At 62.2% G+C, this 25,672-nt stretch carries 27 protein-coding genes; 10 read left to right on the forward strand and 17 right to left on the reverse strand.

What is annotated here, in order from left to right:
* Positions 1-27: 27 nt before the first annotated feature.
* From AC15MQ_RS14355 to AC15MQ_RS14370, 4 genes are all read right to left on the reverse strand, one after another.
* Positions 28-759, reverse strand: a complete 732-nt coding sequence (locus AC15MQ_RS14355) for a phosphoadenylyl-sulfate reductase (RefSeq protein WP_287651946.1) — start codon at positions 757-759, stop codon at positions 28-30.
* Positions 756-1,277, reverse strand: coding sequence for a DUF934 domain-containing protein (locus AC15MQ_RS14360; protein WP_350495155.1), 522 nt, complete (start codon positions 1,275-1,277; stop codon positions 756-758). Before AC15MQ_RS14360 ends, AC15MQ_RS14355 begins: the two co-directional genes overlap by 4 nt.
* Positions 1,270-2,979, reverse strand: coding sequence for a nitrite/sulfite reductase (locus tag AC15MQ_RS14365; RefSeq protein WP_483080459.1), 1,710 nt, complete (start codon positions 2,977-2,979; stop codon positions 1,270-1,272). The genes AC15MQ_RS14360 and AC15MQ_RS14365 overlap by 8 nt, the downstream gene beginning before the upstream one ends.
* A 113-nt stretch (positions 2,980-3,092) precedes the next feature.
* On the reverse strand, positions 3,093-3,869 hold the full coding sequence (locus AC15MQ_RS14370) for a sulfite exporter TauE/SafE family protein (protein ID WP_483080460.1): 777 nt from the start codon (positions 3,867-3,869) through the stop codon (positions 3,093-3,095).
* Positions 3,870-3,971: 102 nt separating this feature from the next.
* Here AC15MQ_RS14370 and cysB point away from each other — a divergent pair, with 102 nt between their 5' ends.
* The 4 genes from cysB to dksA all read left to right on the forward strand — a co-directional run bounded on the left by cysB (position 3,972) and on the right by dksA (position 7,179).
* The gene (gene cysB / locus AC15MQ_RS14375; protein WP_287651942.1) at positions 3,972-4,919 is read left to right on the forward strand and encodes an HTH-type transcriptional regulator CysB; all 948 of its coding nucleotides are present in this window, start codon (positions 3,972-3,974) and stop codon (positions 4,917-4,919) included.
* Between the two features lie 44 nt (positions 4,920-4,963).
* On the forward strand, positions 4,964-5,728 hold the full coding sequence (locus AC15MQ_RS14380; protein WP_287651941.1) for a hypothetical protein: 765 nt from the start codon (positions 4,964-4,966) through the stop codon (positions 5,726-5,728).
* A gap of 129 nt (positions 5,729-5,857) precedes the next feature.
* The gene (locus AC15MQ_RS14385) at positions 5,858-6,619 is read left to right on the forward strand and encodes a helix-turn-helix domain-containing protein (protein ID WP_287669767.1); all 762 of its coding nucleotides are present in this window, start codon (positions 5,858-5,860) and stop codon (positions 6,617-6,619) included.
* 134 nt (positions 6,620-6,753) lie between these two features.
* Positions 6,754-7,179, forward strand: a complete 426-nt coding sequence (gene dksA / locus AC15MQ_RS14390; RefSeq protein ID WP_287651939.1) for an RNA polymerase-binding protein DksA — start codon at positions 6,754-6,756, stop codon at positions 7,177-7,179.
* A 94-nt stretch (positions 7,180-7,273) separates the two neighbouring features.
* On the opposite strand, the gene pnp is transcribed toward dksA, so the two are convergent.
* From pnp to AC15MQ_RS14415, 5 genes are all read right to left on the reverse strand, one after another.
* Positions 7,274-9,394 (reverse strand): polyribonucleotide nucleotidyltransferase, encoded by a 2,121-nt coding sequence (gene pnp / locus AC15MQ_RS14395; protein ID WP_287651938.1) that lies wholly within the window; start codon positions 9,392-9,394, stop codon positions 7,274-7,276.
* Between the two features lie 186 nt (positions 9,395-9,580).
* The gene (gene rpsO, locus AC15MQ_RS14400) at positions 9,581-9,850 is read right to left on the reverse strand and encodes a 30S ribosomal protein S15 (protein ID WP_287651937.1); all 270 of its coding nucleotides are present in this window, start codon (positions 9,848-9,850) and stop codon (positions 9,581-9,583) included.
* Between the two features lie 169 nt (positions 9,851-10,019).
* Positions 10,020-10,580, reverse strand: coding sequence for a hypothetical protein (locus tag AC15MQ_RS14405; RefSeq protein WP_287651936.1), 561 nt, complete (start codon positions 10,578-10,580; stop codon positions 10,020-10,022).
* A 111-nt stretch (positions 10,581-10,691) separates the two neighbouring features.
* Positions 10,692-11,111: a ProQ/FINO family protein gene (locus AC15MQ_RS14410; protein ID WP_287651935.1), complete on the reverse strand. Its 420-nt coding sequence runs from the start codon at positions 11,109-11,111 to the stop codon at positions 10,692-10,694.
* 131 nt (positions 11,112-11,242) lie between these two features.
* A complete protein-coding gene (locus tag AC15MQ_RS14415; RefSeq protein ID WP_287651934.1) occupies positions 11,243-13,228 on the reverse strand; it encodes an SDR family oxidoreductase in 1,986 nt (661 codons plus the stop codon).
* A gap of 181 nt (positions 13,229-13,409) precedes the next feature.
* Between AC15MQ_RS14415 and AC15MQ_RS14420 the strand changes: the two genes are divergently transcribed.
* The 4 genes from AC15MQ_RS14420 (at position 13,410) to AC15MQ_RS14435 (ending at position 16,931) form a co-directional block, all read left to right on the forward strand.
* Positions 13,410-13,961, forward strand: coding sequence for a phasin family protein (locus tag AC15MQ_RS14420; protein WP_483080461.1), 552 nt, complete (start codon positions 13,410-13,412; stop codon positions 13,959-13,961).
* 216 nt (positions 13,962-14,177) lie between these two features.
* Positions 14,178-15,392: a patatin-like phospholipase family protein gene (locus AC15MQ_RS14425; protein WP_483080462.1), complete on the forward strand. Its 1,215-nt coding sequence runs from the start codon at positions 14,178-14,180 to the stop codon at positions 15,390-15,392.
* 99 nt (positions 15,393-15,491) lie between these two features.
* Positions 15,492-16,139 carry a TetR/AcrR family transcriptional regulator gene (locus AC15MQ_RS14430; RefSeq protein ID WP_483080463.1) on the forward strand — a complete coding sequence of 216 codons (648 nt, stop codon included), beginning with the start codon at positions 15,492-15,494 and terminating at the stop codon, positions 16,137-16,139.
* A gap of 18 nt (positions 16,140-16,157) precedes the next feature.
* Positions 16,158-16,931, forward strand: coding sequence for a hypothetical protein (locus AC15MQ_RS14435; RefSeq protein ID WP_483080464.1), 774 nt, complete (start codon positions 16,158-16,160; stop codon positions 16,929-16,931).
* Positions 16,932-16,958: 27 nt separating this feature from the next.
* Here the strand turns inward: AC15MQ_RS14435 and AC15MQ_RS14440 are convergent, their stop codons facing one another.
* A complete protein-coding gene (locus AC15MQ_RS14440) occupies positions 16,959-18,452 on the reverse strand; it encodes a WS/DGAT/MGAT family O-acyltransferase (protein WP_483080465.1) in 1,494 nt (497 codons plus the stop codon).
* A gap of 77 nt (positions 18,453-18,529) precedes the next feature.
* Here AC15MQ_RS14440 and AC15MQ_RS14445 point away from each other — a divergent pair, with 77 nt between their 5' ends.
* Positions 18,530-18,790, forward strand: a complete 261-nt coding sequence (locus AC15MQ_RS14445; protein WP_287651928.1) for an acyl-CoA-binding protein — start codon at positions 18,530-18,532, stop codon at positions 18,788-18,790.
* Positions 18,791-18,823: 33 nt separating this feature from the next.
* Here AC15MQ_RS14445 and AC15MQ_RS14450 read toward each other — a convergent pair whose 3' ends face one another.
* The 4 genes from AC15MQ_RS14450 to AC15MQ_RS14465 are packed head-to-tail and all read right to left on the reverse strand — an operon-like array spanning position 18,824 to position 21,589.
* Positions 18,824-19,102 (reverse strand): polyhydroxyalkanoic acid system family protein, encoded by a 279-nt coding sequence (locus AC15MQ_RS14450; RefSeq protein WP_483080466.1) that lies wholly within the window; start codon positions 19,100-19,102, stop codon positions 18,824-18,826.
* Positions 19,103-19,120: 18 nt separating this feature from the next.
* Positions 19,121-19,987, reverse strand: coding sequence for a ribosome small subunit-dependent GTPase A (gene rsgA / locus AC15MQ_RS14455; protein WP_287651926.1), 867 nt, complete (start codon positions 19,985-19,987; stop codon positions 19,121-19,123).
* On the reverse strand, positions 19,984-20,325 hold the full coding sequence (locus AC15MQ_RS14460) for a 4a-hydroxytetrahydrobiopterin dehydratase (RefSeq protein WP_332336539.1): 342 nt from the start codon (positions 20,323-20,325) through the stop codon (positions 19,984-19,986). The genes rsgA and AC15MQ_RS14460 overlap by 4 nt, the downstream gene beginning before the upstream one ends.
* Before the next feature lie 25 nt (positions 20,326-20,350).
* The gene (locus tag AC15MQ_RS14465) at positions 20,351-21,589 is read right to left on the reverse strand and encodes a M48 family metallopeptidase (protein WP_483080467.1); all 1,239 of its coding nucleotides are present in this window, start codon (positions 21,587-21,589) and stop codon (positions 20,351-20,353) included.
* A gap of 43 nt (positions 21,590-21,632) precedes the next feature.
* Between AC15MQ_RS14465 and orn the strand changes: the two genes are divergently transcribed.
* The gene (gene orn / locus AC15MQ_RS14470) at positions 21,633-22,178 is read left to right on the forward strand and encodes an oligoribonuclease (protein ID WP_287651923.1); all 546 of its coding nucleotides are present in this window, start codon (positions 21,633-21,635) and stop codon (positions 22,176-22,178) included.
* A gap of 34 nt (positions 22,179-22,212) precedes the next feature.
* Here orn and AC15MQ_RS14475 read toward each other — a convergent pair whose 3' ends face one another.
* From AC15MQ_RS14475 to rho, 3 genes are all read right to left on the reverse strand, one after another.
* A complete protein-coding gene (locus AC15MQ_RS14475; protein ID WP_483080468.1) occupies positions 22,213-23,880 on the reverse strand; it encodes an ArnT family glycosyltransferase in 1,668 nt (555 codons plus the stop codon).
* An 85-nt stretch (positions 23,881-23,965) separates the two neighbouring features.
* A complete protein-coding gene (gene rpmE / locus AC15MQ_RS14480; protein ID WP_287651921.1) occupies positions 23,966-24,181 on the reverse strand; it encodes a 50S ribosomal protein L31 in 216 nt (71 codons plus the stop codon).
* A 199-nt stretch (positions 24,182-24,380) separates the two neighbouring features.
* On the reverse strand, positions 24,381-25,637 hold the full coding sequence (gene rho, locus AC15MQ_RS14485; RefSeq protein ID WP_287651920.1) for a transcription termination factor Rho: 1,257 nt from the start codon (positions 25,635-25,637) through the stop codon (positions 24,381-24,383).
* Positions 25,638-25,672: the final 35 nt, after the last annotated feature.

Here is a 25,672-nt window from a genome sequence, read left to right on the forward strand (position 1 = left end):
GTCTGTCGCAGACGTCCGTCCGGGCCTTCAGGCGCGCTTGACGTGCAAGCCGCATTCCTTGGATTGTGGATTTTCCCACCACCAGCGGCCGGCGCGCACATCCTCGCCGGGCGTGATCGGCCGCGTACACGGTGCGCAGCCGATGCTGGGGTAGAACTTGTCGTGCAGTGCATTGTAGGGAACGTCGTTGAGCTTCAGGTAAGCCCAGACTTCGCGTTCGCTCCATGCGGCGAGCGGGTTGAATTTCTCCAGGCCGCCATCGCCATTGGCGGCGTCGAAACTGCGCACCGGCAGCCCGTCGCGGGTTGCCGCCTGGCCGCCGCGCATGCCGGTGATCCAGGCCTTGCGGCCGGCCAGCGCGCGCTGCAACGGCTCGACCTTGCGCACGAAACAGCAGGCCTTGCGCAACTCGACCGATTCGTAAAAGGCGTTGATGCCGTTGCTGCGGGTGTAGGCTTCGACGAGTTCGTGGCGCGGGGAGTACAGGCGCAGCGTCAGGCCGTAGCGGTTCTTCACCGCGGCGATCAGGTCGTAGGTTTCCGGTGGCAGGCGACCGGTGTCGAGCGAGAAGATCTCGATGTCGAGTCGGTCGTGGACGATCAGATCGGTGAGCACCATGTCCTCGGCGCCGAGACTGCTGGCGAACGCTGCCGGCGAGAAGGTGTCGGCGATCTCGCGCAGCAGGCGGCGCGCTTCACCGACGCGGGTGGCCACGGCGGCGAGCAGCGCCGGGTCGTCGGGATTGACCTGGACACTCATGCCGACGCCTCCTTGCGGCGGCGCAGGAACAGAGGCTCGCTCTGGTCGACCGCCGCCTGGTAGGTTTCGCTGAACACGGAGAAGCCGGCCAGCGCCTTCTCGATGTCCTTGTCCGCGCGCAGCGCGTAGGCGTCGATGCCGCAGCGCCGCATGAAGAAGAGCTGGTCCTGCAGCACGTCGCCGATGGCGCGGATCTCGCCCTGGAAGTGATAGCGCTCGCGCAGCAGGCGGGCGATCGAGTAGCCGCGGCCATCGGTAAACTTGGGAAAATTGACGGCGATGATGCTCAACCGGTCAATGTCGTCGGCCAGCGCTTCCGGGCCCTCATGGCTGTCGAGCCAGACCCCGAGGGTCCGGTAAAGGCTGCTGATTTCCGCGCGGCGGGCGAGCCATACCGGGAGCGGCAGCAGGACCGGGTCGGCGGGCAGGGTCACGGTCGCCGGGGTCTCGCCTGCTGCCAGTGTCAGGACTTGCCAGTCGTCCTCGACGACGCGGTCATGTTTGATGATCCTAGGCATTGATGACTTCCTCTTCCCGGTTGTCGACCTTGGCCGTCCGCCGCCGGTCGCGGCCGGCGTAGGCACGCACCTTGAAGGGCTCGATGCCGATCCGCTGCAAGGTGTCGATGAAGCGTTCGCTGGGCGTTCGGTGTTCGAGATAGACGCCGATCAGCGCTTCGATGACCTGTGGCACTTCCTGGGCGTAGAACGACGGCCCGATCACCTTGCCGATGGTCGCGGCGTTCCCTTGCTGGCCGCCGATGGTGATTTGATACCATTCCTCGTCGTTCTTGTCGACTCCGAGGATGCCGATGTTGGCGACGTGGTGGTGGCCGCAGGAGTTCATGCAGCCCGAGATGTTCAGTGAGATGTCGCCGATGTCGTGGAGATAGTCGAGGTCGTCGAACTTCTCGTGGATCGCGGCGGCGATCGGCACCGAACGGGCGTTGGCCAGCGCGCAAAGATCGCCGCCCGGGCAGCAGATCATGTCGGTGAGCAGGCCGATGTTGGCCGTCGCCAGGCGGTGACGGCGAGCGATCAGCCAGACCTCGTGCAGATCGCTCTGTCTGACATCGGCGAGGACCACGTTCTGTTCGTGGCTGACGCGCAGTTCGCCAAAGCTGAAACGTTCGGCGAGCTCGGCGACGGCGATCATCTGCACGTCGCTGATGTCGCCAGGCGCGACGCCGAGCGCCTTCAGCGACAGGGTGACGGCGGCGTAGCCCGGCGTCTTGTGAGGATGCACGCAGCGCTTGACCCAGTTGGCGAAAGCCGGATCGTTGCGCAACCGGGCGGCGTGCGCGGCGTCTTCAGCCGGTAGCGTTGCACGCGGCGGCGGGGCGAAATGCCCGCCGAGGCGTGCGAACTCCACGTCCGGAACCGTCGTCGGACCGTCGCGCAGTTGCGACCATTCGGCCTCGACCTGGCGTCCGAATTCGTCGATGCCGAGCGCCTGCACGAGGATCTTGATGCGCGCCTTGTACATGTTGTCGCGACGGCCGTAGCGGTTGTAAAGGCGCAGGATCGCGTCGAGGTACGAGAGCAGGTGCCGGCGCGGCAGGAACTCGCGGATCAGCTTGCCGAGGATCGGCGTCCGGCCCAGGCCGCCGCCGACAAAGACCCGGAAACCGATTTCGCCCTGCTCGTTGCCGACCAGGTCGAGGCCGATATCGTGCGCACGAATCACCGCGCGGTCCTCGGCCGCGGCATTGACCGCGATCTTGAACTTGCGAGGCAGGAAAGCGAATTCGGGATGGAAGGTCGACCATTGCCGCAGCAGTTCGCAATACGGGCGCGGATCGGTCCACTCGTCGGGTGCGACACCCGCGAAATGGTCGGTGGTGATGTTGCGCACGCAATTGCCCGAGGTCTGCACGGCATGCATCTGCACGCTCGCCAGTTCGGCGAGGATGTCCGGCGTTTCCTCGAACTGCGGCCAGTTGAGCTGCATGTTCTGGCGCGTCGTGAAATGCCCGACGGCGCGGTCGTAGCGGCGAGAAATCTCGGCCAGTTTGCGCAACTGCGCGGCCGAGAGCATGCCGTAGGGAATGGCGATCCGCAGCATCGGGCCGTGCCGCTGGATGTAGAGGCCATTCTGCAGGCGCAGCGGACGCAATTCGTCGACCGACAGCTCGCCGGCCAGATGACGGCCGATCTGGTCGCGATACTGGGCCACGCGCTCGTTGATGATCTGTTGGTCAGTATTGTCGTAGCGATACATCGTCGCTCGCTCCTTGCCTTGAAAGTCGCATCAGCGCCTCAGGAAGCCTGTCCTGGGCCTTGTTGAAGGTTGCCCCGTCTCCCGGTTGGAGGCGATGGGGCGGCGTGCGGTATCTACTGGGCAATCAGCTTGCTGCCGATCAGTAGCAGCATGCCGGCCAGGATCGGGCGCAGCACGCGTTCCGGCACCTTCGCCGAGGCGTGGCTGCCGAGCCAGATGCCGGGCAGCGATCCGAGCAGCAGGCTGCCGAGCAGTGACCAGTCGACGCTGCCGATCAGCCAGTGGCCCAGACCGGCGATCAGCGTCAGCGGTACGGCGTGCGCCAGATCGCTGCCTATGATGCGAATCGCCGGCAGCCGGGGGTAGAGGTAGAACAAGACGGCGACGCCGAGCGCGCCGGCGCCGACCGACGAAATGGTCACCAGCACGCCGAGCAGCGCGCCGACGGCAACCGTGATCGGCGCCCGCAACTGCGTGTGTGCGGCGTCGTCGGCGTGCGCCAGGGCCTGCTGCTGCAGCTTGCTGCGAAAGAGGATCGCGGCGGCGGTGAGCAGCAGGGCGATACCGAGCGAAAAGGAGATAATATGCGACACCGTCACACTCTGCTTCGGCAGCAGGGACAATGCCCAGATCGTCAGCAGCGCGGCCGGAATGCTGCCGCTGGCCAGCAGACGGGTGATGCGCCAATCGACGTGCCCCTTGCGGGCGTGCACCACTGTGCCGCCGGCCTTGGTGATGGCTGCATACAGCAGGTCGGTGCCGACCGCCGTTGCCGGGTGGATGCCGAACAGGAGCACCAGCAACGGCGTCATCAGAGAGCCGCCGCCGACGCCGGTGAGCCCGACGATGGCGCCGACGACGAAACCCGACAAGGTGTACATCCAGTCCATGGCTTACTACCGGAAAAAGTCCGCGCATGGTATCAGCGCAGTGTTTGATCGAAAAAGAATATTCAGTTAGATTGTTATAACCAATCCAATGGTGCGACAGCCATGAAACTCCAGCAGTTCCGCTATCTCGTCGAAGTGGCGCGCCGTGGTCTCAATGTCTCCGAAGCCGCGGAGGCGCTTTATACCTCGCAGCCGGGGATCTCCAAGCAGATCAGGCTGCTCGAAGACGAACTCGGGGTGACCGTCTTCGAGCGCGGCGGCAAACGCCTGACGGCGATCACCGAGCCCGGCAGGGCGGTGCTCGAAATTGCCGAACGCATTCTGCGCGATGCCGAGAACATCCGGCGCGTCGGCGAAGAGTACGCTGGCGGCGACACTGGCAGCCTGGTCATCGCCACCACCCATACGCAGGCGCGCTATGCGCTGCCGGCAGTGGTCAAGAACTTTGTCGACCGGCATCCCCGGGTTCGCCTGTCGCTGCACCAGGGGCATCCTGCACAGATCGCCGAGTTGACGCTGAAAGGCGAGGCCGACATCGCCATCGCCACCGAAGCGCTCGACCAGTATCCACAACTGCTGATGTTGCCGTGTTACCAGTGGGTGCACTGTGTGATCGCTCCCGACGGGCACCCGATTCTCGGCGAAAAGCCGGTTTCGTTGACCGCCCTGTCGCGCTGGCCACTGATCACCTACGACTCGGCCTTTGCCGGTCGCTCACGCATCAACAAGGCTTTTGAACTGGCGCAACTGACTCCGAATGTGGTGCTCACGGCGATCGACGCCGACGTGATCAAGACCTATGTCGGGCTGGGGCTGGGGCTGGGGATCATTGCCCGCATGGCTTTCGATCCGGTGCGCGACACCGGTTTGCAGGCGATGGCCGCCGAGCATCTGTTCGGTTCGAACACGACGCGTATAGGTTTGCGCCGTGGCACGCACATCCGTCGCTACGAATATGACTTCATTGAACTCTTCGCCTCGCACCTGACGAAGAAGGCCGTCGACATGGCGATGGCCGGTGCGCGACCGGCCGACGAGTATCAGCTCTGAGTGCGCGGGTGTACCGGATTAGCCGGTGGAAGGGAGAAGCAGCAATGCACAGCCAACGCGCCGCTTTGGGTCTTGCCGGTAGTGTGTCGGTGGCGTGGCTGGTCATTGCTGCTTCGGCATGCCGGGCCGACGTACCGACCGTCGCCGAGGAGTGCCGGTTGCGCAACGCCGCGCTCTGTGACCTGCATGGCTTGCAGTACATTGTCGACGGCCCCTGTCCGCCGGAAGCCCGGACCATCCGCCGGCCAGGTCAGCAGCGCTGTGACGAGGCGGGACAGGCGGGGGGGACGACAGTGCAAGCACAGCCTTCGGTCTCGATCGAGGCGCCACCGCTACCGCCACCCAGACGCGACCTGGCCTGGGTAGGGCGAATCGAACGCTGGCTGTTGCCGGGGGGGCTGGTCATCGGCGGCGGCGTGCTCGCTGCGCTGTTGCTGCGGATACTCCGCGGGCGAAGGGCGCGGCCCGATGTCGAAAGGGCGGGTCCGCGCGTCGGCTGGACGGTCGTGCAACTCCTGGTCGCGGCCAGCCTGGCCGTGCCGCTGGCCTATCAGGTGGCCGGCCTGGCCTTTCAACGGGTATTCGCGAGCTTCGACAATCACGATACCGCAGCGCCCTGGCTACTCGCCGCTCCGGTCGGACTGTTGGTGTTTGTCCTGGTGGTGGGCATGGCCTTTGCGCTGCTTGCGCTCGCCCTCGGCTACCTGTTCAAGGGGTGCACGCGGCAGCAGGGAAGGGCCACGACCCGGCAGGCGCGTGCTCAGCCGCCCAGGTCCGGTGTTCACGACGACGCGCCGGACCAGCCGTGAGGTGTCTGTCGTGTGCGCTCCCGGCACGCGTGGGCGGCGGGGCGTGTCCGCCCCACACCTTGCCCCTTGCAGCATTGGCGGCCTGAGCTAAACTTCAACCATGCCGCCACTTCCACGAAGGGATCCCTCATGAGCACCCCGTCCGCTCCATCGGCCAAACGCAAGCCTGCGGTTGCCAGGCGAACCGCAAAGAAGTCAGATGCGCAGGCGAGCGCCGACAGCGCTCGGTTGACCGAGCCGGGCATGGTCGATCAGATGCGCGCGATGGCCAGCCGTTTGCTGGACCTGGGGTCGGCAACGGTGCTTGCCGGGCGCGCCATGGAGACCGCCGGCAAGGTCTCGCGGGCGCTGCAGGACGGGCACCCGCTCGACGCCGCCAGTGAGGTGGTGCGGGCGGTGTTGCCGGGCGTCGCCGAACCCGCATGGGCCAGGACCGGGGCGGCGATCCGCGCCATGCGCGAGTCGGCGGGACTGACGATTGCCGAGGTCGGCGCGGCGATCGATCTCAAGGATCCCTCGCTGATCGAGGCGCTCGAGAATGGCCGCATTGCCCTGTCGTTCGAGTTGATCCTGCGCCTGGCGGCGGTCTTTGGGCGCAACGACCCGGTCGGTTTTGTGATGCGCTTTACGCGCACGGCGAATCCCGATCTGTGGAAGAGCCTCGAAGGCTTGGGGGTCGGCAAGCTGGTGCTGCAGACGGTGCGCGAGCACCAGTTCGTCAACGTCTATCGCAGCAACGACGATGCCCGGACGCTCAGCGACGCGGAGTTCGCGGAGATCCTGAGTTTCACGCAGGCGGCATTCGAGACGGCGATGGCGCTGCGCGCACGCTATCTGGCCCGCGGTGATGGCCCTCCTGTCGAAGGCGATCCAGCGGGGGCGGGCAGATGAACGTTCCCGGCGCGCCCTGGCAGCCGGTTGCCGCCGCCCGCACGCATCCGATCAGCAGACCGTTGCTTGCCAGACGCTGCTATTTCTGATATCTAGTCGTCTTTTTTTGCAAACAGAAAACAGGGTCTTCGAACATGGCTGAAGAATTGCTCCACAAGCACTTCACTCCCTACGTACCGGAACCGGGCGAGGAGTTCATGAACAGCGATCAGCTGGCTCATTTTCGCGGCATCCTCGAAGCCCTCAAGCGGCAGTTGATGGAAGACATCGAGCGCACGGTGCACACGATGAAGGATGAAGCGACGGTTTTTGCTGATCCCAATGATCGTGCGAGCCAGGAAACCGACATCGCCATCGAGTTGCGCAACCGTGACCGCGAGCGCAAGCTGATCAAGAAGATCGAGGAAACCATCGCGCGTATCGACAGTGGCGACTATGGCTACTGTGCGGCCTGCGGCGTCGAGATCGGCATCAAGCGTCTGGAAGCGCGGCCGACGGCGACGCTGTGCATCGACTGCAAGACGCTGGAAGAGGTGCGCGAGAAGCAGATCGCCAAATAGGCGGTCCCAGACACGTGCAGCGCGGACGAATTGGCCGCGCGCGGAAATAGAAAAGGACGCCGTGGCGTCCTTTTTTTGATCTGCTGTTGCGTGGTTACGACGCCGGCGCTGCTGCCCCGGCACCACCCTCTTCGACCGTCAGGGCTTTCATCGACAGGCGCACGCGACCCTTCTCGTCGGCTTCCAGTACCTTGACGCGCACTTTCTGGCCTTCCTTGAGATAATCGGCGACGGCATTGACGCGTTCGTTGGCAATCTGCGAAATATGCAGCAGGCCGTCGCGTCCAGGCAGGATGCTGACGATGGCGCCGAAGTCGAGCAGCTTGAGCACGGTGCCGTCATAGACCTTGCCGACTTCGACGTCGGCGGTGATCGACTCGATTCTCGCCCGCGCAGCATCGGCCGCGTCACCGCTGACCGAGGCGATGGTAATAGTGCCGTCGTCCTTGATGTCGATGGTCGTCCCGGTTTCCTCGGTGATCGCCCGGATCACCGCCCCGCCCTTGCCGATCACGTCGCGGATCTTCTCGGGGTTGATCTTCATGGTGTACAGGCGCGGGGCGTAGGTCGAGACTTCCTCGCGGTGTCCGGACATCGAGTCCTGCATCTGCTTGAGAATGTGCAGGCGTGCTTCGCCGGCCTGCGCCAGGGCGACCTGCATGATCTCCTTGGTGATGCCCTGGATCTTGATGTCCATCTGCAGCGCGGTGACCCCGGAATCGGTACCGGCGACCTTGAAATCCATGTCGCCGAGGTGATCCTCGTCGCCGAGGATGTCGGTCAGAACGGCGACGCGATTGCCCTCCTTGATCAGACCCATGGCGATTCCGGCGACGTGTGCCTTGAGCGGCACACCCGCATCCATCAGGGCCAGCGAGGCGCCGCAGACGCTGGCCATCGAACTCGAACCGTTGGATTCGGTGATCTCGGAGACGACGCGGATCGAGTACGAGAAGTCTTCCACCGATGGCAGCACGGCCAGTAGTGCCCGTTTGGCCAGCCTGCCATGTCCGATCTCACGCCGCTTTGGCGTGCCGACGCGTCCGCATTCGCCGGTTGCATAGGGAGGGAAGTTGTAGTGCAGCATGAAACGGTCACGATATTCGCCGGACAGCGCGTCGATGATCTGCTCGTCACGGCCGGTGCCGAGCGTGGCCACGACGATGGCCTGGGTTTCACCACGGGTAAACAGGGACGAACCGTGCGCCCGCGGCAAAACGCCCGAGCGGATCGCGATCGGCCTGACCGTACGCGTGTCGCGACCGTCGATTCTTGGCTCGCCGGCCAGGATGCGGCCGCGCACGATACGCGCTTCGGCGGCGGAAACCATGTTGCGCACCGCGTTGGCGTCCGGGGCGTCGTCACCGGCGGTCAGGACCTCGACGGCGTAGGCGGTGATCTCCTTGATGCGCTGGCTGCGTAGCTGCTTGCTGGTGATCCGGTAGGCCTCCTGCAGCTCGGCATCGACCAGTTGGTCGAGCTTGCCGTGGACCGCTTCGTTTCTCGCTGCCGGTGTCCAGTCCCATTCCGGTTTGCCGGCTGCATCGGCCAGTTCGTTGATGGTGTCGATCGCCGCCTGCATCTGCTGGTGCCCATAGACCACGGCACCGAGCATGACTTCCTCCGAGAGTTCCCTGGCCTCCGACTCGACCATCAGGACCGCCGACTGCGTACCGGCGACGACCAGATTCAGCAGACTCGACGACAGTTGTGTGGCGGTCGGATTGAGGATGTACTGACCGTCGAGGTAGCCGACGCGTGCGGCACCGATCGGCCCATCGAAGGGAATGCCCGAGATCGCCAGAGCTGCCGAGGCACCGATCATCGCCGGGATGTCTGGATCGATTTCCGGGTTGAGCGACATCACCATCGCCACGACCTGTACCTCGTGGTAGAAGCCCTCGGGAAAGAGCGGGCGCAGCGGGCGGTCGATCAGCCGGGAGGTCAGCGTTTCCTTTTCCGAGGGGCGCCCCTCGCGTTTGAAGAACCCTCCGGGGATTCTTCCCGCGGCGTAGGTTTTCTCGATGTAATCCACCGTTAGGGGAAAAAAATCCTGGCCCGGTTTGGCTGTCTTGTTGCCGACGACGCTGACCAGCACGACCGTGTCGTTCATCGAGACCATTACGGCCCCACCCGCCTGGCGGGCGATCTCGCCGGTTTCCAGGGTGACCTGATGGGCACCATAGGCGAAGGTTTTCTTGACGATATTAAACATAGTTCCCTTTCTCAATAATCTGGCGCGTGCCTGCCCACGACTCCGGCAGACCATTCGACCGACGCGCCCATTTGCCAACAAAAGCCGCAGCAGCAGAAACAGCGGCACAGCCCACCTGGGGGCTGGCCGCTGACGGCTTTTCGAATTGCCTGCACCTCCGACCGCGACGCGGATCGGCGAACAGGCTTACTTGCGCAGGCCGAGACGCTGAATCAGGCTGCGGTAGGAGTCAACGTTGGTACGTTTCAGGTAGTCGAGGAGCTTACGACGGCGGCTGACCATGCGCAAAAGTCCGCGCCGCGAGTGGTTGTCCTTCTTGTGTTCCTTGAAGTGGCCGGTCAGGTCATTGATGCGAGCGGTCAACAGGGCCACCTGGACTTCGGACGATCCGGTGTCGCCTGTGGCACGCTGGTAGTCGCTCATGATCTGCGCTTTTTGCGCAACATTTATCGCCATGTCAAACTCTCTTTCCTGAAGAACGGCGCAGCCCCGGTTTGATAGAGCCAACGCCTGATGAATGAAGGTGCTTATTCGCTTGGCGAAGCGAGCCGGCGATTCTAACTGTTGAGCCAGCGGGCGGCAAGCAGTACCGCGATCGTTGTGGCCGGGCGACTTCCCGGTGCCGTCACGTGAAGCCGGGTAGCAAGCCGCTCTGCGGGTGTGCCGTGACCGGCTCAAGGATACCTTGAAAAAGCGCTTCGATGACCGGCGGTTCTCGCCAGCGCTCATTCAGAAAGGTGAGCCCAACTTCCTCGACGAGCGCGCCCTTCCAGTAATGATTGGCGATTTCGTCGAGTGTCGACAGGCTCAGGCTATGCGGTAATCGCAGGTAGTCCAGCCAGCTCGCATCGTGGAACGAGCAGACATAGCTGCCTTTGCTGCGCGCTCGCACCAGTGACTTGCCGAAGGTGCGGGCGGGATGCTTGGCGCGAAAAGTCTCGGCATCGACGCGTGTGGCGAAGAGCAGGAGAGCATGCAGCCGGCTTGGGAAATGCGGGTAGAGTCGCTGCCGGAAGTATTCCAGATGGTACTCGGCAAAGTAGTTCTGAACGGTCGTGAACTGGTCGCCGGGTAGCGAGTGGGCGAAGGGATTGCCGACGAGGATGTCCCATCCGGGCCATTCAGCGTCGTCGTCCAGCCAGGCGTACAATTCGAGCGGTGCGCTGTCCTTGAGTAGGTGGTCCATGATTTCTTGCTCGACAGACCGCAATCCGCCTGCGCCTCTTGTCTCGTAGGTTGGTCCCGGGGTCGGCGGAAACACTGGAATCGGCACGGCGCTGTACGCAGCGCCGACAACTCAGCGGCTGCGGCCGAATTTCTCCACCAACTGGTCCAGCTTCTCGGTACGCTGGCGAGCCAGCGCCTCAGCCTCGCGCTGTGCTTTGCGCTGTTCTGCCTGTTTGCGGGTTCGCTCCTTGATCAGGTCGCTGGCGTGGCTACGGTGCGTGGCCAGGATTTCGCCTGCCGGTTGCCCGTCAAGATCCACACGGACCGTTGCCTGCGCCATCACTTTCAGGTACCGGAGTGAGTGCGTGTGCATTCCCAGAGCGATGCGCAAGTCCTTGCGGCCAACGTTGGGCAGTCGCCCTTGCAGTTGCTTGTCGATGCCGATGGCGAGCGGCAGGCTGTCACGAAAGACCGGGAATGTCTCCTGCAGTTCCTTGAGGAGTTGCCGTGCGTTGTGAACCGGTGCTTGGTTTTGAGTGGGAGTCGTCATGGGTGATGATGCGGCAGGGAGGTGAGCGGGGCCTCGCTCAGGACAGCAGGCGCTTGCCTTGGCGTCCGATGCGTGGCCCCCTGGGTTCTCGTCGCAGCGGGCGAGACGGTTGCTTGCTGCGGGCAACTCACTCAGAAATGAATCCCGCGCATGACCTGTGAGAAGGCGATCTGGTCCGCCGTTTGCGATTCCGGTTCCTCAGGCTTGCGCGCCGCTGCCCCGGAATCGGGGAACATCCGGAAGGAGGTGTTCATCGTGATCTGTGCGACCTTCGGCATCAGGGAGTGCAGCAGGGCACCGAAAATTCCCAGGCGTGTGGCAATGCGCACCGGTTTGTGGATGACCGCTTCGACGACCAGATCGGCGGCGTCTTCCGGGGAAAGCGTGGGGACCTGATCGTAGAGCTTGGTCGGGGCGATCATCGGTGTCCTGACCAAGGGCATGTTGATGGTGGTGAATTCGATTCCGCGATCGGCAAACTCGGATGCCGCGCAGCGCGCCCAGGCGTCCAGCGCTGCCTTTGAGGCCACATAGGCCGAGAAGCGAGGGGCATTGGTGAGGACGCCGATCGACGAGATGTTGATCACGTGTCCCTTGCGCTTGGCGATCATTCCCGGCAGAAAGCCCATGGTCAGACGCAACGCGCCGAAGTAATTGAGTTCCATGGTCCGCTCGAAATCGTGGAAACGATCGAAGGAGTTCTCGATACCGCGGCGAATCGAGCGGCCGGCGTTATTGACCAGGATATCGACGCCGCCGTGCTCCTCGTTCATGAATTTGACAAAGGCGGCGCATTGCTGCGGATCGGCGATGTCCACCGCATGCGTGATCAGGTGCAGCCCGGCGACTTCGAATTCGCGCCGGACTTCGTCGAGCGCCTGCGCGTCGCGGGCGACCGTGACCGCCACGGCTCCGGCTTCCGCGAGTTTGCGAATGGTGGCTTTGCCGATGCCGGAGGAGCCGCCGGTGACCAGCACGACCTTGCCTTCGACCTGGCCGCGCAGCGTGCGATCGACGAAAAGATCCGGGTCGAGGTGGCGTTCCCAGTAATCCCACAAGCGCCAGGCGTAGCTGTCGAGCGGGGGCACGGCGATGCCGCTGCCCTTGAGCGCGCGCTGCGTCTCGCGGCAGTCGAAGCGGGTCGGGTAGTTGACGAAATCGAGGATGTCGTCGGGCAGGCCGAGATCCTTCATGACCGCGGTACGGATGCGGCGCACCGGGGTCAGGGCGAACATCGCCTTGCGTACCGTGCGCGGGATGAAACCGAGCAGGGCAGCATTGATGCGCATTGCCATTTCGGGAGCGTGTGCGGCGCGTGCAAAAGTGTTGAGCAGGTCACCGACGCGCATCGGCATCGGGTCGGTGAGGTGGAAGCACTGTCCGTCTTCATTGGCGAGGTGGGCAATGTGATCCATCGCCGCGACCACGAAGTCTACCGGGACGACATTGATGCGCCCGCCTTCGATACCGATGGTCGGCATCCAGGAGGGGAACATCTTGCGCATCTTCTGGATCAGCTTGAAGAAGTAGTAGGGCCCGTCGACCTTGTCCATTTCGCCGGTGCGCGAGTCGCCGACGACGATTGCCGGACGGAAGATGCGCCACGGGATCCGGCACTCCTTGCGGACGATGCCTTCGGAGTCGTGCTTGGTGCGGAAGTAGGGATTCTCGAGGTTCTCCGCTTCGTCGAACATGTCTTCACGAAACAGCCCTTCGAAAAGTCCGGCGGCGGCAATCGAGCTGACCAGGTGGAAGTGTCTGGCAGCAATTTCCTCTGCCAGGCGGACGGTGTTGCGGGTGCCGTCCACGTTGGCGCGCTGTTGATCTTCGGCGCTGGCCTTGAGGTCATAGATCGCCGCGAGATGGAAAAAGTGTTCGATCTTGCCATGCAGCTTGTGGATATCGGTCCGCGAGACGCCCAGGTCTACTTGCGTCAGGTCGCCGACGATCGGAATGACGCGGCTATCGTCACAACCCCAATACTCGTACAATTCCTGCAGCCTCGGCAGCTCAATGGCGCGAGTCAAGAAATAGACGGTAGCCTCGGGGCGGCCCAGCAATCTTGCGACAAGTCGCTTGCCGATGAAACCAGTGGCGCCGGTAACGAAGTAATTCATTGCTGCCTCCTGATGAAATTCATTGTCCTCTCCTGTGTTCCTTGCGTGCTGGACTGCAGCCTCCCAGAGGCCATTCCCTGACTCTTTAGTGTGCGTCCTCTAGATATTGTCACTACACTGGCTTTCCAGGGCAAGCAAAAAACTTGCTGGCCTTTTGACTACTACGTTTAAGGAGATATAAATGGGCAAGAAACTCAAAGAACTGGCCGGCAGCGTGACCGAGAACCAACTGGCGTCGACAGTCAAGGAATCGGCGCAACAGATCTGGCTGGCGGGGCTTGGTGCCTTCGCCAAAGCCCAGGAAGAAGGCGGCAAGGTGTTCGATGCGCTGGTCAAGGAAGGCGAGAACATCCAGTCGCGAACCCGCAAGATCACCGATGAGAGAATTGCACAGGTTGCCGGCAAGGCGTCTGGCACGTGGGACCGCCTTGAACAGGTGTTCGAGGACCGCGTGGCGCGTGCTCTGGGTAGCCTCGGCGTGCCCAGCAAGCAGGATATCGACCAACTTTCCAAGCGCGTCGTCGAGTTGAGCGCGGCGGTGCAGGCACTGACCGAAGGAAAGACGATTGTCAAGTCTGAGGCGACGTCCGCAGAGCAGGACGAGTCACCTGCTGCAGAGATTCCTGCCAAGCCGGCGACTCGCAAACCCGCGGCCAGAACTGCTGCCGCAAAGCCGGTTCCTCCGGTCACTCCGGCCGATGTACTGAATACCATCCCGCAGGCCGGCGAGTAGCTTGTCTTGAAGAGCCCGCCGCGGGTTTGCTGATCGATGCGGGCAATGTGCCGGCGGCGGGCGCGATGGCGCGCCTGTCCAGACGGTGTGGGATCGGTGGGCGGTGCCTTCGTCTGGACGAATTTTGCGTAGCGGTGCGCACGGGCACCATGGCGCCGGGAAGCGGCATTCGATGCTGCTGCAGGAGGCGCTTCCTAAGAAAAGGAACGGCACTGTATGGCGGCAAACAAGCGTTCAAAAATCGCGCTGGCGCTCGCTGGCGGTGGTCCGGTGGGCGGTATCTACGAAGTCGGGGCGATGGCCGCTCTGGCCGAAGCGCTGGAAGGAGTGGACTTCACCGAGTTCGACATTTATGTTGGAGTCAGTTCGGGGGCCTTCATGTCGGCGGCGGTTGCCAATGGTCTCGGGCCTGCCACTCTGGCGCGGATGTTGGTGGATAATGACAGCGACGAGGTATTTGACCCGGAAATGCTCCTGCGTCCGGCCTTCAGCGAATACCTGCGGCGCGCGCTGTCCGTGCCGATGTTGTTCTGGTCGTCACTCCGCCAGTACCTGTCGGACCCTTGGCATCTTCGCTTTCTGGAGGCATTTCAGGGTCTCAGCCATGCCATCCCGGCGGGAGTGTTCAACAGTTCCGGGATCGATCAGCTGCTCAGGAAACTGTTTTCGGTGGAGGGGCGGAGCAACGATTTTCGTCAGCTCAGGCACCGGCTCTTTATCGTGGCGACTGATCTGGACACCGGCGAGTCGCTGGCCTTCGGTTCCGCGGGGCATGATGACGTGCCGATTTCGGTGGCTGTCCAGGCGAGTGCCGCCCTTCCGGGCTTGTTTCCTCCGGTCAGGATCGGCGAGCGCTATTTCGTCGATGGTGCGCTGATCAAGACCCTGCACGCGTCCGTGGCATTGCACGAAGGTGCCGAACTGGTCATCTGCATCAACCCGCTGGTGCCATTCGATGCGCGCCTGGCGGCCAAACGACCAGCGCACGAGAACCCTTCTCCGGCTCCCGAGCATCTCGTCGACGGGGGGCTGCCGGTGGTCTTGTCGCAGACTTTCCGCGCCATCATCCACTCGCGGATGCGCACCGGCATGGACCGCTACCGTCTCGAGTTCGAGGGCAAGGATGTGGTGCTGTTCGAACCCACCCGCGACGATGCGGACATGTTCTTCACCAACGTATTCAGTTATCGCGGCCGTAGTCGCCTGTGCGAGCATGCCTATCAGCGTACGCGCAGCGATCTGTATCGGCGGCGTCATGAGTTGAGGCCAATCTTCGAGCGCCACGGGATCGAGTTGAACCTTGGTGTGCTCAAGGACCATAGCCGCTCCCTGTTGTCGAAGAAGCGTCGTCCCGACCTGGCGACCAGCGCCAGTGCACTGGATTCTTCGCTGCGCGACCTGGAAGCCTGGCTGCTGGCTCAGAAGGCCTGACCCGGGTCGCCCGTCGGTGCAATTTCGTTCGTCGGCCATTCCCTGACCTTGCCGGCGGTGATATTCTGGCCTTTCGGAGCAGATCACGGCGGACAGTCGATGGAAAAGAAACCGAAGCGGCGAACACGAGAACGTATTCTGGAAACCAGCCTGCGCCTGTTCAACGATTTTGGTGAGCCGAACGTGACGACCACGGTCATCGCCGACGAAATGGACATCAGTCCCGGCAACCTCTATTACCACTTTCACAACAAGGACGAGATCCTGGAGTCGATTTTCGCCGACTTCAAGCGGGAGATCGAGGACATCCTCGCGGTGCCGACGCGGCGGTCAGCCGATGTCGAAGACATCTGGCTTTTTCTGCACCTGCTGTTCGAACAGATCTGGAAGTATCGTTTTTTTTATCGCGACCTGAATGACCTGCTGACGCGCAATCGGGTTCTGGAGATTCATTTCAAACAGATCCTGGCGCACAAGGTGCGTACGGCGACGACCTTGTGTGAAAGTCTGGTGCTGGCTGGTGCGATGCGCGCAGGCCCTGAGGAACTGCGCGCGCTGGCGACGAACATGACGGTGATTGCAACCTACTGGCTGTCCTTCGAATACGCTTGTGATCCGCGCGGCAAGGTCGAAAGCGGGCGCATCGGCCGCGGCGTGTATCAGGCGATGGCGATGATCGCGCCGTATCTGTTTGGCGAATCGAAAGGGCTGCTCGAAAAACTGTCGCATGAGTACCTCAGAACGTAACCCATATGGAGGAAGAGCATGACTTGGAAAACCTTTCCCTACACGGACCAGGCCTACAGCTATGCCGGTGCGGCGCTACAGGAGAATTGGGGTCGTCTGCACCGTGGCGACTGCGAGCCGTTTCCTGACGATCCCAAGGTACAGGACGCCTGGCGGAGTTACCATGCGGGTGACTTCGGTAAGGCGGTCGAGGCCGGCCTGGCTTGTGGTCTCGCCGGCTACAACGCCGCCAACAAGGCAGCCACGATCTATGCCAGTTACCTCGAGACTGACGACGATCGCAAGCGCCACCTGCTGATGGAGGTCGCGCAACGCTGTGAGGAGCAGCAGCAGAAATCGCCCCAGGTGGTCAACGCCTGGTATCTGCATGCCTTTGCTCTCGGTCGTTACAGCCAGAGCATCTCGGTGGTCAAGGCGCTCGCACAAGGTCTGGGTGGGAAGATCAAACACAGCCTGACGCGGGCGCTGGAGCTCGAGCCCAGACACGCCGACGCGCATATCGCGCTGGGCGCGTATCACGCCGAGGTGATCGACAAGGTCGGGGCGCTGGTTGGCGGCATCACTTACGGGGTCAAAAAAGACGCCGGCAAGGCCCTGCTCGAGGCCGCTCTCAAACTCAACCCGGATTCCGCGATCACCCGCATCGAGTATGCCAATGCCCTGGTGATGATGTTCGGCAAGGCCGGCATGAAGGATGCCGAGCGGCTCTACCAGGAAGCCGCAGAATGCCGACCGATGGACGCCATGGAGCGTCTCGACGTCGAGGCAGCCAAGGCCGAAGTGGCCGACTGAACGGCGCCTGCGCTACCTGGGTGACCCCTATTCGGCGACCGTATTGATCAGGCGCGAGAGGTCTTCCTCGACGGCCGCCGGGTCCCCCAGCCGATCCCAGGGTTCCAGCAGGAGCAGCCACAAGAGCTTCTCGAACTCGTCGGCGAAGCGGCCCACGATCTGCTCGGGGTCGTCGACTCGGTTCTTGTCGGTGATCAGTCCGAATTGTACTCGGCCATTGTAGGAGAGGATGCTGACGCCCATGCCGATGTCGCCGGCCTGCGGTACCCAGACCATTTGCTGGTCGATCCTGCTGCCGGCGAAATAGCGGGGTTGCTGCGCGCCGGGTACGTTGGTCATCACCGCCGTTGTCTTGCTGGTCAGCAGTTTGAGGATCTGGTCCTGAACGAACTTCGGGGCGGTGCCGGCTGCACCGAGCAGGGTGAAGGTCAGCATCGCCTGGTAGGAACCCTTCAACGCCGCCATCCTGGCACGCGTGGCGTACAGCCGGGCTAGCGGATTGTCGATACCGATCGGCAGTTCGAGGGCGACCAGGCCAAAGCGGTTGCCGAGTTCATCGGCATCGCTCGCTGCTCGCAGATTGACGGGGACCATGGCGCGGATGGCAACGGAGCTTACCACCGGATCGCCTCTCGCCACCAGGTAGCCGCGCAAGGCGCCGGCCACCGCCGCCAGCAGGGTATCGTTGACCGAACAGCCGAGGACCTTGCCGACGGCCTTGATGTCCGGCAAGGCGATGGGTTCCGACCAGGCGACGCGTTTGACGGTTCCGGGCTTTCCCTTGAAGCGTGTTGGACTGTCGTTGGGCAGCAGGGCCAGCTTGCCGACTTCCTGGGCGATCGCTGCCGCGACGCGCGCGTAGTTGCGGATGCCTGTCGGGTCATTGCGGAGCCCGAGAAACTGTCCCCACAGATGGCCACCCAGGTGGATCGACGCCAGCGTAACGTCCGTGAGTGGATCGAGGATGGTCCGCCAGAAGGCGTCGCCTTCCGGCACGTCGCCAGCGTCATCGTCATCCGGTTCCTCCGACGCTGCCTCCGGGCCGCCATGCTCGGGGGCGTTGGCGGCGGCATCGGTCAGTGAGTGGATGACCCCAAGCAGTGCGATGCCGTCTGCAATCGCGTGGTGGATGCGAACGACCAGTGCCGAATTTCCCCGGGCGGTGTCGACGAGGTTGAATTCCCAGCGGGGGCGGGCCGGGTTCAACGGGCTACTGGCCATTTCGGCGACGAACTTCTGCAGTTCGTGCGTGCCGTGGGGTGCCGGGAGCGAGGAATGGCGCACGTGCGCATCGATGTCGAAGTCGGGGTCATCGACCCACCAGGTGCCGTCGGCGTCCTCCCGCGCAATCTGCCGGAAGCGGCGGTAACGCAGCATCCGTTGCGCGACAGTGCGTTTGAAGCGCTCGGCGTTGATGCGGCCCTCGAAGATCATGACCCCCAGGATCTGCATCAGGTTCTCGGGTCGGTCCATGCGCAGCCAGGCGGTGTCGACATGGGAAATTCTTTCGCGTTGCGTCATCCGCGCGCTCCCTGAGAAAATGGCAAGCCCATATAATAGCAAGCCATTCCAACAGATCATCCTGCGGAGGACTTCCCGTGAGTGACTTGCAAGCCCGGTTCGATGCTGCCGTTGCCAATTCAAAGAGCCTGCCCGAGCGACCGGACAATACCGTGTTGCTGAAGCTCTACGCCCTGTACAAACAGGCAAGCGAGGGCGATGTCGAGGGCCGGCGCCCCGGGTTCACTGATCTCGTAGGGCGTGCCAAGTACGATGCCTGGGCTGCGCTCAAGGGCACGGGTCCTGCCGATGCGATGCAACAGTACGTCAGCTTGATCGAAAAGTTGCAAGAGAAATGAAACCGGGGGGATCGGCGCCGCGCAGAGGTCTTCTCAGCTTGGGAAGTTCTCGTCGAAAAACCTGTGGATCTCGCGCTCTATAGCCGGCTTGAGGGCGAAGAGCAGCAATCCGAGACGGATGTTGAGAGCTACTGTCTGGTCGTTTACCGACAATTCTCCGGCGACCCCAGGCCGCTTGAAACGCATGACGTTGCCGATCCAGATGTAGTCGAGATCGAATTCTTCCTTCAGTTCCGCGGCCATGTGCTCGGCCGAGGCGCGCGCCTCGGCAAGATTCTTGCCGTGCTGGCGGCGGATGATGATGTCGCTCATGCGAAGGCTCCTTTGGTATTAGCCGATTTCGGCACAGAGTGCGCGGTAGGCCGCATAGCGGCGCGGGTCGATGTCACCGTGCCGGACTGCGGCAAGAATGCTGCAGTCGGGTTCGCGGTCGTGTCGGCAGTCGCGGAAGCGGCATTGACCGAGCAATGGCCGCAATTCGACGAATGCCTGCGAGATTTCCGCTACCGACAGATGCTGCAGGCCGAATTCGGTCAGGCCGGGCGAGTCGATGAGCGCCGAGCTGGCGCCGGGGCGATAGAGGCTGGCATGCGTCGTGGTCTGTTTGCCGGCGTTGAGGGCCTGCGATATCTCACGGGTTGGCGCGCAGGCGTCGGGGACGAGGGCATTGGTCAGCGTTGACTTGCCCATACCGGATTGGCCGATCAACAGGCTGGTATGACCGGCGAGATAAGGCAGCAGGCTGGCGCCATCATTGCGTGCGCACAGCGGCAGCACAAGGTAACCCAGCGCCTGGAACGGTGTCAGTGTTGTCGTTGCCAGCGCTACCTTTTCAAGGAGGTCGCATTTGTTGAGCACGATCAGCACCTTGATTTCCTGACTTTCGGCTGCAACGATGCAGCGGGTGATCAGTTCATCCGAAAACGCGGGTTCGGTGGCGACGACGATGATCACTTGTGTCACATTCGCGGCGATCAACTTCTGTTTGAAGTGATCGGAGCGATACAGCAGGCTCCTGCGCAACTCCAGCGAGCTGATCACGCCCTGGTCTGGGCTAGTCCGCAGCACGCTGACCTGATCGCCGCAGACCAGTTCGCTCTTCTTGCCGCGCGGGACGCAGAGCAGCGTCGTGCCGTCGGCCAATTCGATCCGGTACTGCCGTCCGTAGGCGGCGACGACGGTGCCAGAGAGTCTCAAATCTGGGTAAGCGCCTCGATCTTGGCCGCGCAGACGAAGTCATTGCGGGACAGGCCACCAACGTCGTGGGTACTGTAACTCACCTTGACGCGGCCGTAAGCGACTGCAAGGTCGGGGTGATGGTTCTCGCGTTCAGCCAGGCCTGCCACGGTGTTGACGAACAGCAAGGTCGCTGCATAGCTGGCAAAGGCGAACTCCTTCTGCAGTACGGTCTCGCCGACCAGTTGCCAGCCCGGCAGGCCAGTCAGCAAGGCTGAACGCTGTGCGAGATCAAGCCGGTACTCGCTACCCTGCAACGGGCGGCAGCGCTCTAGCGCGAGTTGTTGCTGCGTGGTCATGGCGGCATTTCCTCCTGTGCGGGGCTTAGGCGTCCTGCAGGCGGGCAATGCGCAGGGCCGCCGGGGGATGTGAATCGTAGAACAGCGAGTGTAGCGGGTCGGGTGTCAAGGTGGCAGCATTATCTTCATACAGTTTCACGAGTGCGCTCACCAGGTTGCCTGCCGATGCATGCCCGGCCGCATAGCTGTCGGCTTCAAACTCGTCGCGGCGGGACAGCAGGCTCAACAGCGGGGTCAGGAAGAAAGTGAAAACCGGTCCGGCGAGGAAAAATAGCACCAGTCCCAGCGCCGTATTCCTGGCATCAAGCCCCAGGCCATTGAAAAACCAGTCGGCATTGATCAGTTGACCGAGAATGGCGAGAAAAAGCAGCGACATGGCAAACAGCATGCCGATCCGCTTAACAATGTGCCGGTGCCTGAAGTGCCCAAGTTCGTGCGCGAGTACGGCTTCGACCTCGACGGCTTGCAGGCGACCGAGCAGCGTGTCGAAAAAGACGATGCGCTTGGTCTTGCCGAAACCGGTGAAATAGGCGTTGCCGTGGCCCGATCGCTTTGAGCCATCCATCACGAAAAGGCCAGAAGTGGTGAAGCCGCAGCGTGCAAGCAGGGCTTCGACGCGCGTTCTGAGAGCGTCGTCTTCGAGTGGCGCGAACTTGTTGAACAAGGGTGCGATCCAGGTCGGGTAGATGAACAGGAGCAGCAGATTGAAGCCGCACCAGAACAGCCACACGTAGAGCCACCACAGCTCTCCCATGCTCTCCATCAGCCAGAGGACGGCAAGCAGCACCGGTGTACCGATGACGATGCCCAGGGCCGCGTGTTTCACGAGGTCGCCGAGGAAGAGCGTGAGGCGCATGCGGTTGAAACCGAACTTTTCTTCGATCACGAACTGGTGATAGAGCGTGAGCGGCAGATCAACGACGGCAGAAAGCGCGATCACGCTGAATACGAGTGCGACCCCGTAAGGGAGACCATCGAGGCGAGGCGACCAGAAGTCATTCAGTGACTGCAGGCCGCCGCCGAACGTGAGGCCGAGTAGAACGGCGACTTCGATGGCGAGACCGACTCTGCCGAAACGGGCACGTGCCACCGCATAGTCAGCGGCTTTCTGATGGGCGCCAAGAGCGATATGTCCAGAGAAGCTCTCGGGTACCGCTTCTCGATGCGCGCGTACATGAGAAATCTGACGCTGCGCGAGCCATAGACGCATGACACACATCAACAGCAAGGAGACAAGAAACAGCAGTGAGAAAGTATTGAGCATGGGCCTGTGACACAATAGGGCTTTTACAGTTCAGGTGGATTATATGACACAGGTTGCCAATCACCTCGTTTGGCTGGATATGGAAATGACCGGTCTGGAACCTGAGCGCGACCGCATCATTGAACTTGCGATGATTGTGACCGACAGCCAGTTGGTGACCATCGCCGAATCGCCGGCCTGGGTGGTTAGCCAGAATGAGGCTCGCCTCGACGCGATGGACGACTGGAATCGAAAGACGCACGCCCGATCAGGGTTGATCGATCGGGTCCGGGCCTCGGTGCTCGACGAAGCCGCGGTCGAAAGGGCCGCTCTGAGTTTCCTGCAGGGCCTGGTGCCCCAGGCGGCCAGCCCGATGTGCGGCAATTCGATCGGGCAGGATCGTCGCTTCATGGTCAAGTACATGCCCCAGCTTGAGGCATGGTTTCACTATCGAAACCTTGACGTCAGTACCTTGAAGGAACTCTGCCGCCGCTGGCGACCAGAGGTGGCAAAAGGCTTTGTCAAGAAGTCCGACCACACGGCTCTGGCGGATATTCGCGAATCGATTGCAGAATTGAAATACTACCGCGAGCACTTCCTCAGGCTTTGAGGCGGTGACAGCGGCGACTTGCGTTGCGTGTACGTCACTTGCCCGGCGGCCCTTTTTTTCCCTCCTCCCGCCTGTAAAGGTGTAGTTTTTCGGCATCACGGCGCTCGGCTGGACGACCACCCTCCCAGATTTGGCGCCAGCCGCCAGCCACCGAGATGTTGCCGTCTTTGGCCGAGCCATGCACCAGCAGCAAGTCACACCTCTTGCCGGCAATCGATTTTGCCGGCAACGTGCGGATATCGTCGAAATAGTCCAGAGAGGCGAGAAGAGAATCGGCGAGGTTGGCACTGGCGATGCATTCGCGTTTTTCGGGAAGTGCCCTGGACAGGGAGCCCGATACCTGACGATAGGTCTTTCCGTAGTCGATCCACGGCATCCACAGCGTCGCAATCAGGAGCCACAGCAGCGTCAGGCCGCTCATCCAGTGCATGATACCGCGCATCGGTGAGCGGGGACTGGTGACAATCATCCAGCACCAGACCAGCGTCGCCAGCAGGGCAAGGCCGGCAGCGAATACATTGAAGTGACCAACGAAACCTGGCGCCAGGCGGACAGCCTGCTTGGCGAGCCTTGCCGGCCAGCCAAATACCATTGCGCACCAGGCAATCCAGGTGAGCGCGGCAAAGAAACTGAAGGTGATCATGCCGAACCAGTCAAATGCGTTTGCGGCACCGCGCCGAAGTGAGGTGACGCCCGGAACGGCGAGCAGCACCAGCGGTGGCAGCAACAGCAGCGCCGGGGCACTGCGTGCTCCCAACCAGACACTGACCACCAGTAGCGCCACCAGGAAAGCGAACATCGGCAAAGCCAGAGGGGTGGTCGCCAACTGGCGGCGTTTCGCCCATAGTGTCCAGCCGGCGAGGGGCAGGGCTGGCCAGGCGTACCAGGGCAACATCAGCAACAGGCGTTGCAGGCTGAGCAGTGGTTGCACGCTGCCGCTGAGTTGGGTCAACTCGCCCTGCCAGAATGCCGCGAGGTAATCGGGTGAGGTCGCGAACAATGCCGCCAGCCATGCTCCGGCAAGCATGCAACTCAGCAGCAGCGAACCCAGCAGCAGCAGCAGTGCCGAGCGCTGGCGGTGCTGTGATCGCCAGACCACGAAGGCTGCCACCGGCAGCAGCGGCAGCATCGGCGCCAGGCCGTTGGCAAGGAAACCCAGTCCCAGTGCCGACCCGAACCAGCAAGCGCCTCGCAGGGGGCGCCTGTCGATCTGTGTCAGCCCCCAGTAGGCGGCCGTGTGTGCCGTCAGGGTTGCCAACATCGGCTGCGCCTCGTGCGCATGGAACAGGAAACCAATGCTGCCGGCCAGAAGCAGCGGTGCCGCCGGAGCCTGTTCGCGGTCATGCAACTCGCGCGCGGCAAGGAGCGTGCAGCCTAGGGCGAGGAGTGTGAATACACCGCTGGCCAGACGTGCTGCCTCATGCAGGGGCAAGAGCCAGGACAACAGGTGAGCGCTGGCCGCCGCCACCCAGTAGTAGAGGGGGGCGTCGGGGTAGGGGTTACCTGCCAGGCTGGGTGTCAGCCAGTTGCCGTTGGAGACCAGATCATGGACCACGCCGATGGTGACTGCGTCGTCGTTCTTCCACGGATCGTGGCCGATCAGGCCGGTGAAAATATAAAGGACGAGCAGAACCGCCAGGGTCCAGCCGCTGGGCGGCAGTGGAATCCCCCTGTGGCGGGGACGTTCTGCTTGAAAGGGCACTTGAACTTGCTGCTGAACTGGCTCGTCGACGGAAATGAAAAAGGCAGCCGAGAGCTGCCTTTTTTCTCGACGAATCGATTCTGGCCTAGGCCGGCTTACGCATCGCACCGTACTTCTGATTGAACTTCTCGACGCGGCCAGCCGTATCAATGATCTTCTGTTTGCCGGTGTAGAACGGATGGCAGGCCGCGCACACCTCGACATGCAGCGCCTTCTTCATCGTCGATCGGGTCGTGAAGGTGTTGCCGCAGGAGCAGGTCACCGCGATTTCGTTGTATGCAGGATGGATGTTGGCTTTCATCTGGTGCTTTTCCTGTATGTTGGACCAGTCGGTCGAGCCCAAGGAGGCAAGGACCGACACACTAGGCAATAAAAACAATCATTATCGACGATTTCCGGCTGCTCTGCAATTCCGATGTCAGAAGCTTCGCATTCTGGCACATCCCGGAACCGCCGTACGGTGTCGGCGGTCCGACAACCGCGTTGCTTGCGGAAAGTGTTCAGCGGCGCATGGAATCAAAGAACTCCGCGTTGTTCTTGGTGGCCTTGATCTTGTCGAGCAGAAACTCCATCGCTTCGAGATCATCCATGTTGTACAGCAACTTACGCAGAATCCACATCTTTTGCAGGACATCCGGCTTGAGCAGTAGTTCTTCGCGGCGGGTGCCCGAACGATTGACGTTGATTGCCGGGTAGACTCGTTTCTCGGCCATGCGACGGTCGAGATGGATCTCCATGTTGCCGGTGCCCTTGAATTCCTCGTAGATGACGTCGTCCATACGGCTGCCGGTGTCGATCAGTGCTGTGGCGATGATCGTCAGTGAGCCGCCTTCCTCGATGTTGCGCGCAGCGCCAAAGAAACGTTTTGGTTTCTGCAGTGCATTGGCGTCTACGCCTCCGGTGAGCACCTTGCCTGATGCCGGTTGGACGGTGTTGTAGGCGCGCGCCAGGCGGGTGATCGAGTCAAGCAGGATAACGACATCGCGCTTGTGCTCAATCAGCCGCTTGGCTTTTTCGATGACCATCTCCGCTACTTGTACATGACGTGTTGCCGGTTCGTCGAAGGTTGATGCGACAACTTCGCCGCGGACCGAGCGTGTCATCTCGGTCACTTCCTCGGGGCGCTCGTCGATCAGCAGGACAATCACGGTGACGTCCGGGTGGTTGGTCGTGATCGCGTGCGCAATGTGTTGCATCATCACCGTCTTGCCGCTTTTCGGGCTGGCCACCAGCAGACCGCGCTGGCCTTTGCCTATTGGCGCGATGATGTCAATGATTCGACTGGTAATGTTCTCTTCGCCACGGATGTCTCGCTCGAGCTTCAGGTGCTCGGCGGGGTGCAGGGGCGTCAGGTTCTCGAAGAGAATCTTGTTCTTCGACGCCTCGGGCACTTCGCCATTGATCTTGTCGACCTTGACCAGGGCGAAATAGCGTTCCCCGTCCTTCGGCGTACGGATTTCACCTTCGATGGTGTCTCCGGTATGCAGGTTGAAGCGCCTGATCTGGCTCGGGCTGACGTAGATGTCGTCGGTGCTGGCCAGATACGAGGTATCCGGCGAGCGCAGGAAACCGAAACCATCGGAGAGCGTTTCCAGCGTACCGTCGCCGAAAATGCTCTCGCCCTTTCTGGCCTGATTCTTGAGCAGCGCGAAGATCAGTTCGTGCTTGCGCAATCGGTTTGCGCCTTCGACGTTGTTAGTAATGGCCATGTCGAGTAGCTGGCTGACATGGAGTGCCTTGAGTTCGGATAAGTGCATGTGCTGAAGACGAAGAGGGGAAGAAGCAAACGCGC

The organism is Candidatus Accumulibacter propinquus (genome assembly GCF_056856495.1).

Excerpts from the sequence above, each read along its gene's own strand:
- AC15MQ_RS14355 (WP_287651946.1), bottom strand. The coding sequence starts at position 759 with ATGAGTGTCCAGGTCAATCCCGACGACCCGGCGCTGCTCGCCGCCGTG.
- AC15MQ_RS14360 (WP_350495155.1), bottom strand. The coding sequence starts at position 1,277 with ATGCCTAGGATCATCAAACATGACCGCGTCGTCGAGGACGACTGGCAA.
- AC15MQ_RS14365 (WP_483080459.1), bottom strand. The coding sequence starts at position 2,979 with ATGTATCGCTACGACAATACTGACCAACAGATCATCAACGAGCGCGTG.
- AC15MQ_RS14370 (WP_483080460.1), bottom strand. The coding sequence starts at position 3,869 with ATGGACTGGATGTACACCTTGTCGGGTTTCGTCGTCGGCGCCATCGTC.
- cysB (WP_287651942.1), top strand. The coding sequence starts at position 3,972 with ATGAAACTCCAGCAGTTCCGCTATCTCGTCGAAGTGGCGCGCCGTGGT.
- AC15MQ_RS14380 (WP_287651941.1), top strand. The coding sequence starts at position 4,964 with ATGCACAGCCAACGCGCCGCTTTGGGTCTTGCCGGTAGTGTGTCGGTG.
- AC15MQ_RS14385 (WP_287669767.1), top strand. The coding sequence starts at position 5,858 with ATGAGCACCCCGTCCGCTCCATCGGCCAAACGCAAGCCTGCGGTTGCC.
- dksA (WP_287651939.1), top strand. The coding sequence starts at position 6,754 with ATGGCTGAAGAATTGCTCCACAAGCACTTCACTCCCTACGTACCGGAA.
- pnp (WP_287651938.1), bottom strand. The coding sequence starts at position 9,394 with ATGTTTAATATCGTCAAGAAAACCTTCGCCTATGGTGCCCATCAGGTC.
- rpsO (WP_287651937.1), bottom strand. The coding sequence starts at position 9,850 with ATGGCGATAAATGTTGCGCAAAAAGCGCAGATCATGAGCGACTACCAG.
- AC15MQ_RS14405 (WP_287651936.1), bottom strand. The coding sequence starts at position 10,580 with ATGGACCACCTACTCAAGGACAGCGCACCGCTCGAATTGTACGCCTGG.
- AC15MQ_RS14410 (WP_287651935.1), bottom strand. The coding sequence starts at position 11,111 with ATGACGACTCCCACTCAAAACCAAGCACCGGTTCACAACGCACGGCAA.
- AC15MQ_RS14415 (WP_287651934.1), bottom strand. The coding sequence starts at position 13,228 with ATGAATTACTTCGTTACCGGCGCCACTGGTTTCATCGGCAAGCGACTT.
- AC15MQ_RS14420 (WP_483080461.1), top strand. The coding sequence starts at position 13,410 with ATGGGCAAGAAACTCAAAGAACTGGCCGGCAGCGTGACCGAGAACCAA.
- AC15MQ_RS14425 (WP_483080462.1), top strand. The coding sequence starts at position 14,178 with ATGGCGGCAAACAAGCGTTCAAAAATCGCGCTGGCGCTCGCTGGCGGT.
- AC15MQ_RS14430 (WP_483080463.1), top strand. The coding sequence starts at position 15,492 with ATGGAAAAGAAACCGAAGCGGCGAACACGAGAACGTATTCTGGAAACC.
- AC15MQ_RS14435 (WP_483080464.1), top strand. The coding sequence starts at position 16,158 with ATGACTTGGAAAACCTTTCCCTACACGGACCAGGCCTACAGCTATGCC.
- AC15MQ_RS14440 (WP_483080465.1), bottom strand. The coding sequence starts at position 18,452 with ATGACGCAACGCGAAAGAATTTCCCATGTCGACACCGCCTGGCTGCGC.
- AC15MQ_RS14450 (WP_483080466.1), bottom strand. The coding sequence starts at position 19,102 with ATGAGCGACATCATCATCCGCCGCCAGCACGGCAAGAATCTTGCCGAG.
- AC15MQ_RS14460 (WP_332336539.1), bottom strand. The coding sequence starts at position 20,325 with ATGACCACGCAGCAACAACTCGCGCTAGAGCGCTGCCGCCCGTTGCAG.
- AC15MQ_RS14465 (WP_483080467.1), bottom strand. The coding sequence starts at position 21,589 with ATGCTCAATACTTTCTCACTGCTGTTTCTTGTCTCCTTGCTGTTGATG.
- orn (WP_287651923.1), top strand. The coding sequence starts at position 21,633 with ATGACACAGGTTGCCAATCACCTCGTTTGGCTGGATATGGAAATGACC.
- rpmE (WP_287651921.1), bottom strand. The coding sequence starts at position 24,181 with ATGAAAGCCAACATCCATCCTGCATACAACGAAATCGCGGTGACCTGC.
- rho (WP_287651920.1), bottom strand. The coding sequence starts at position 25,637 with ATGCACTTATCCGAACTCAAGGCACTCCATGTCAGCCAGCTACTCGAC.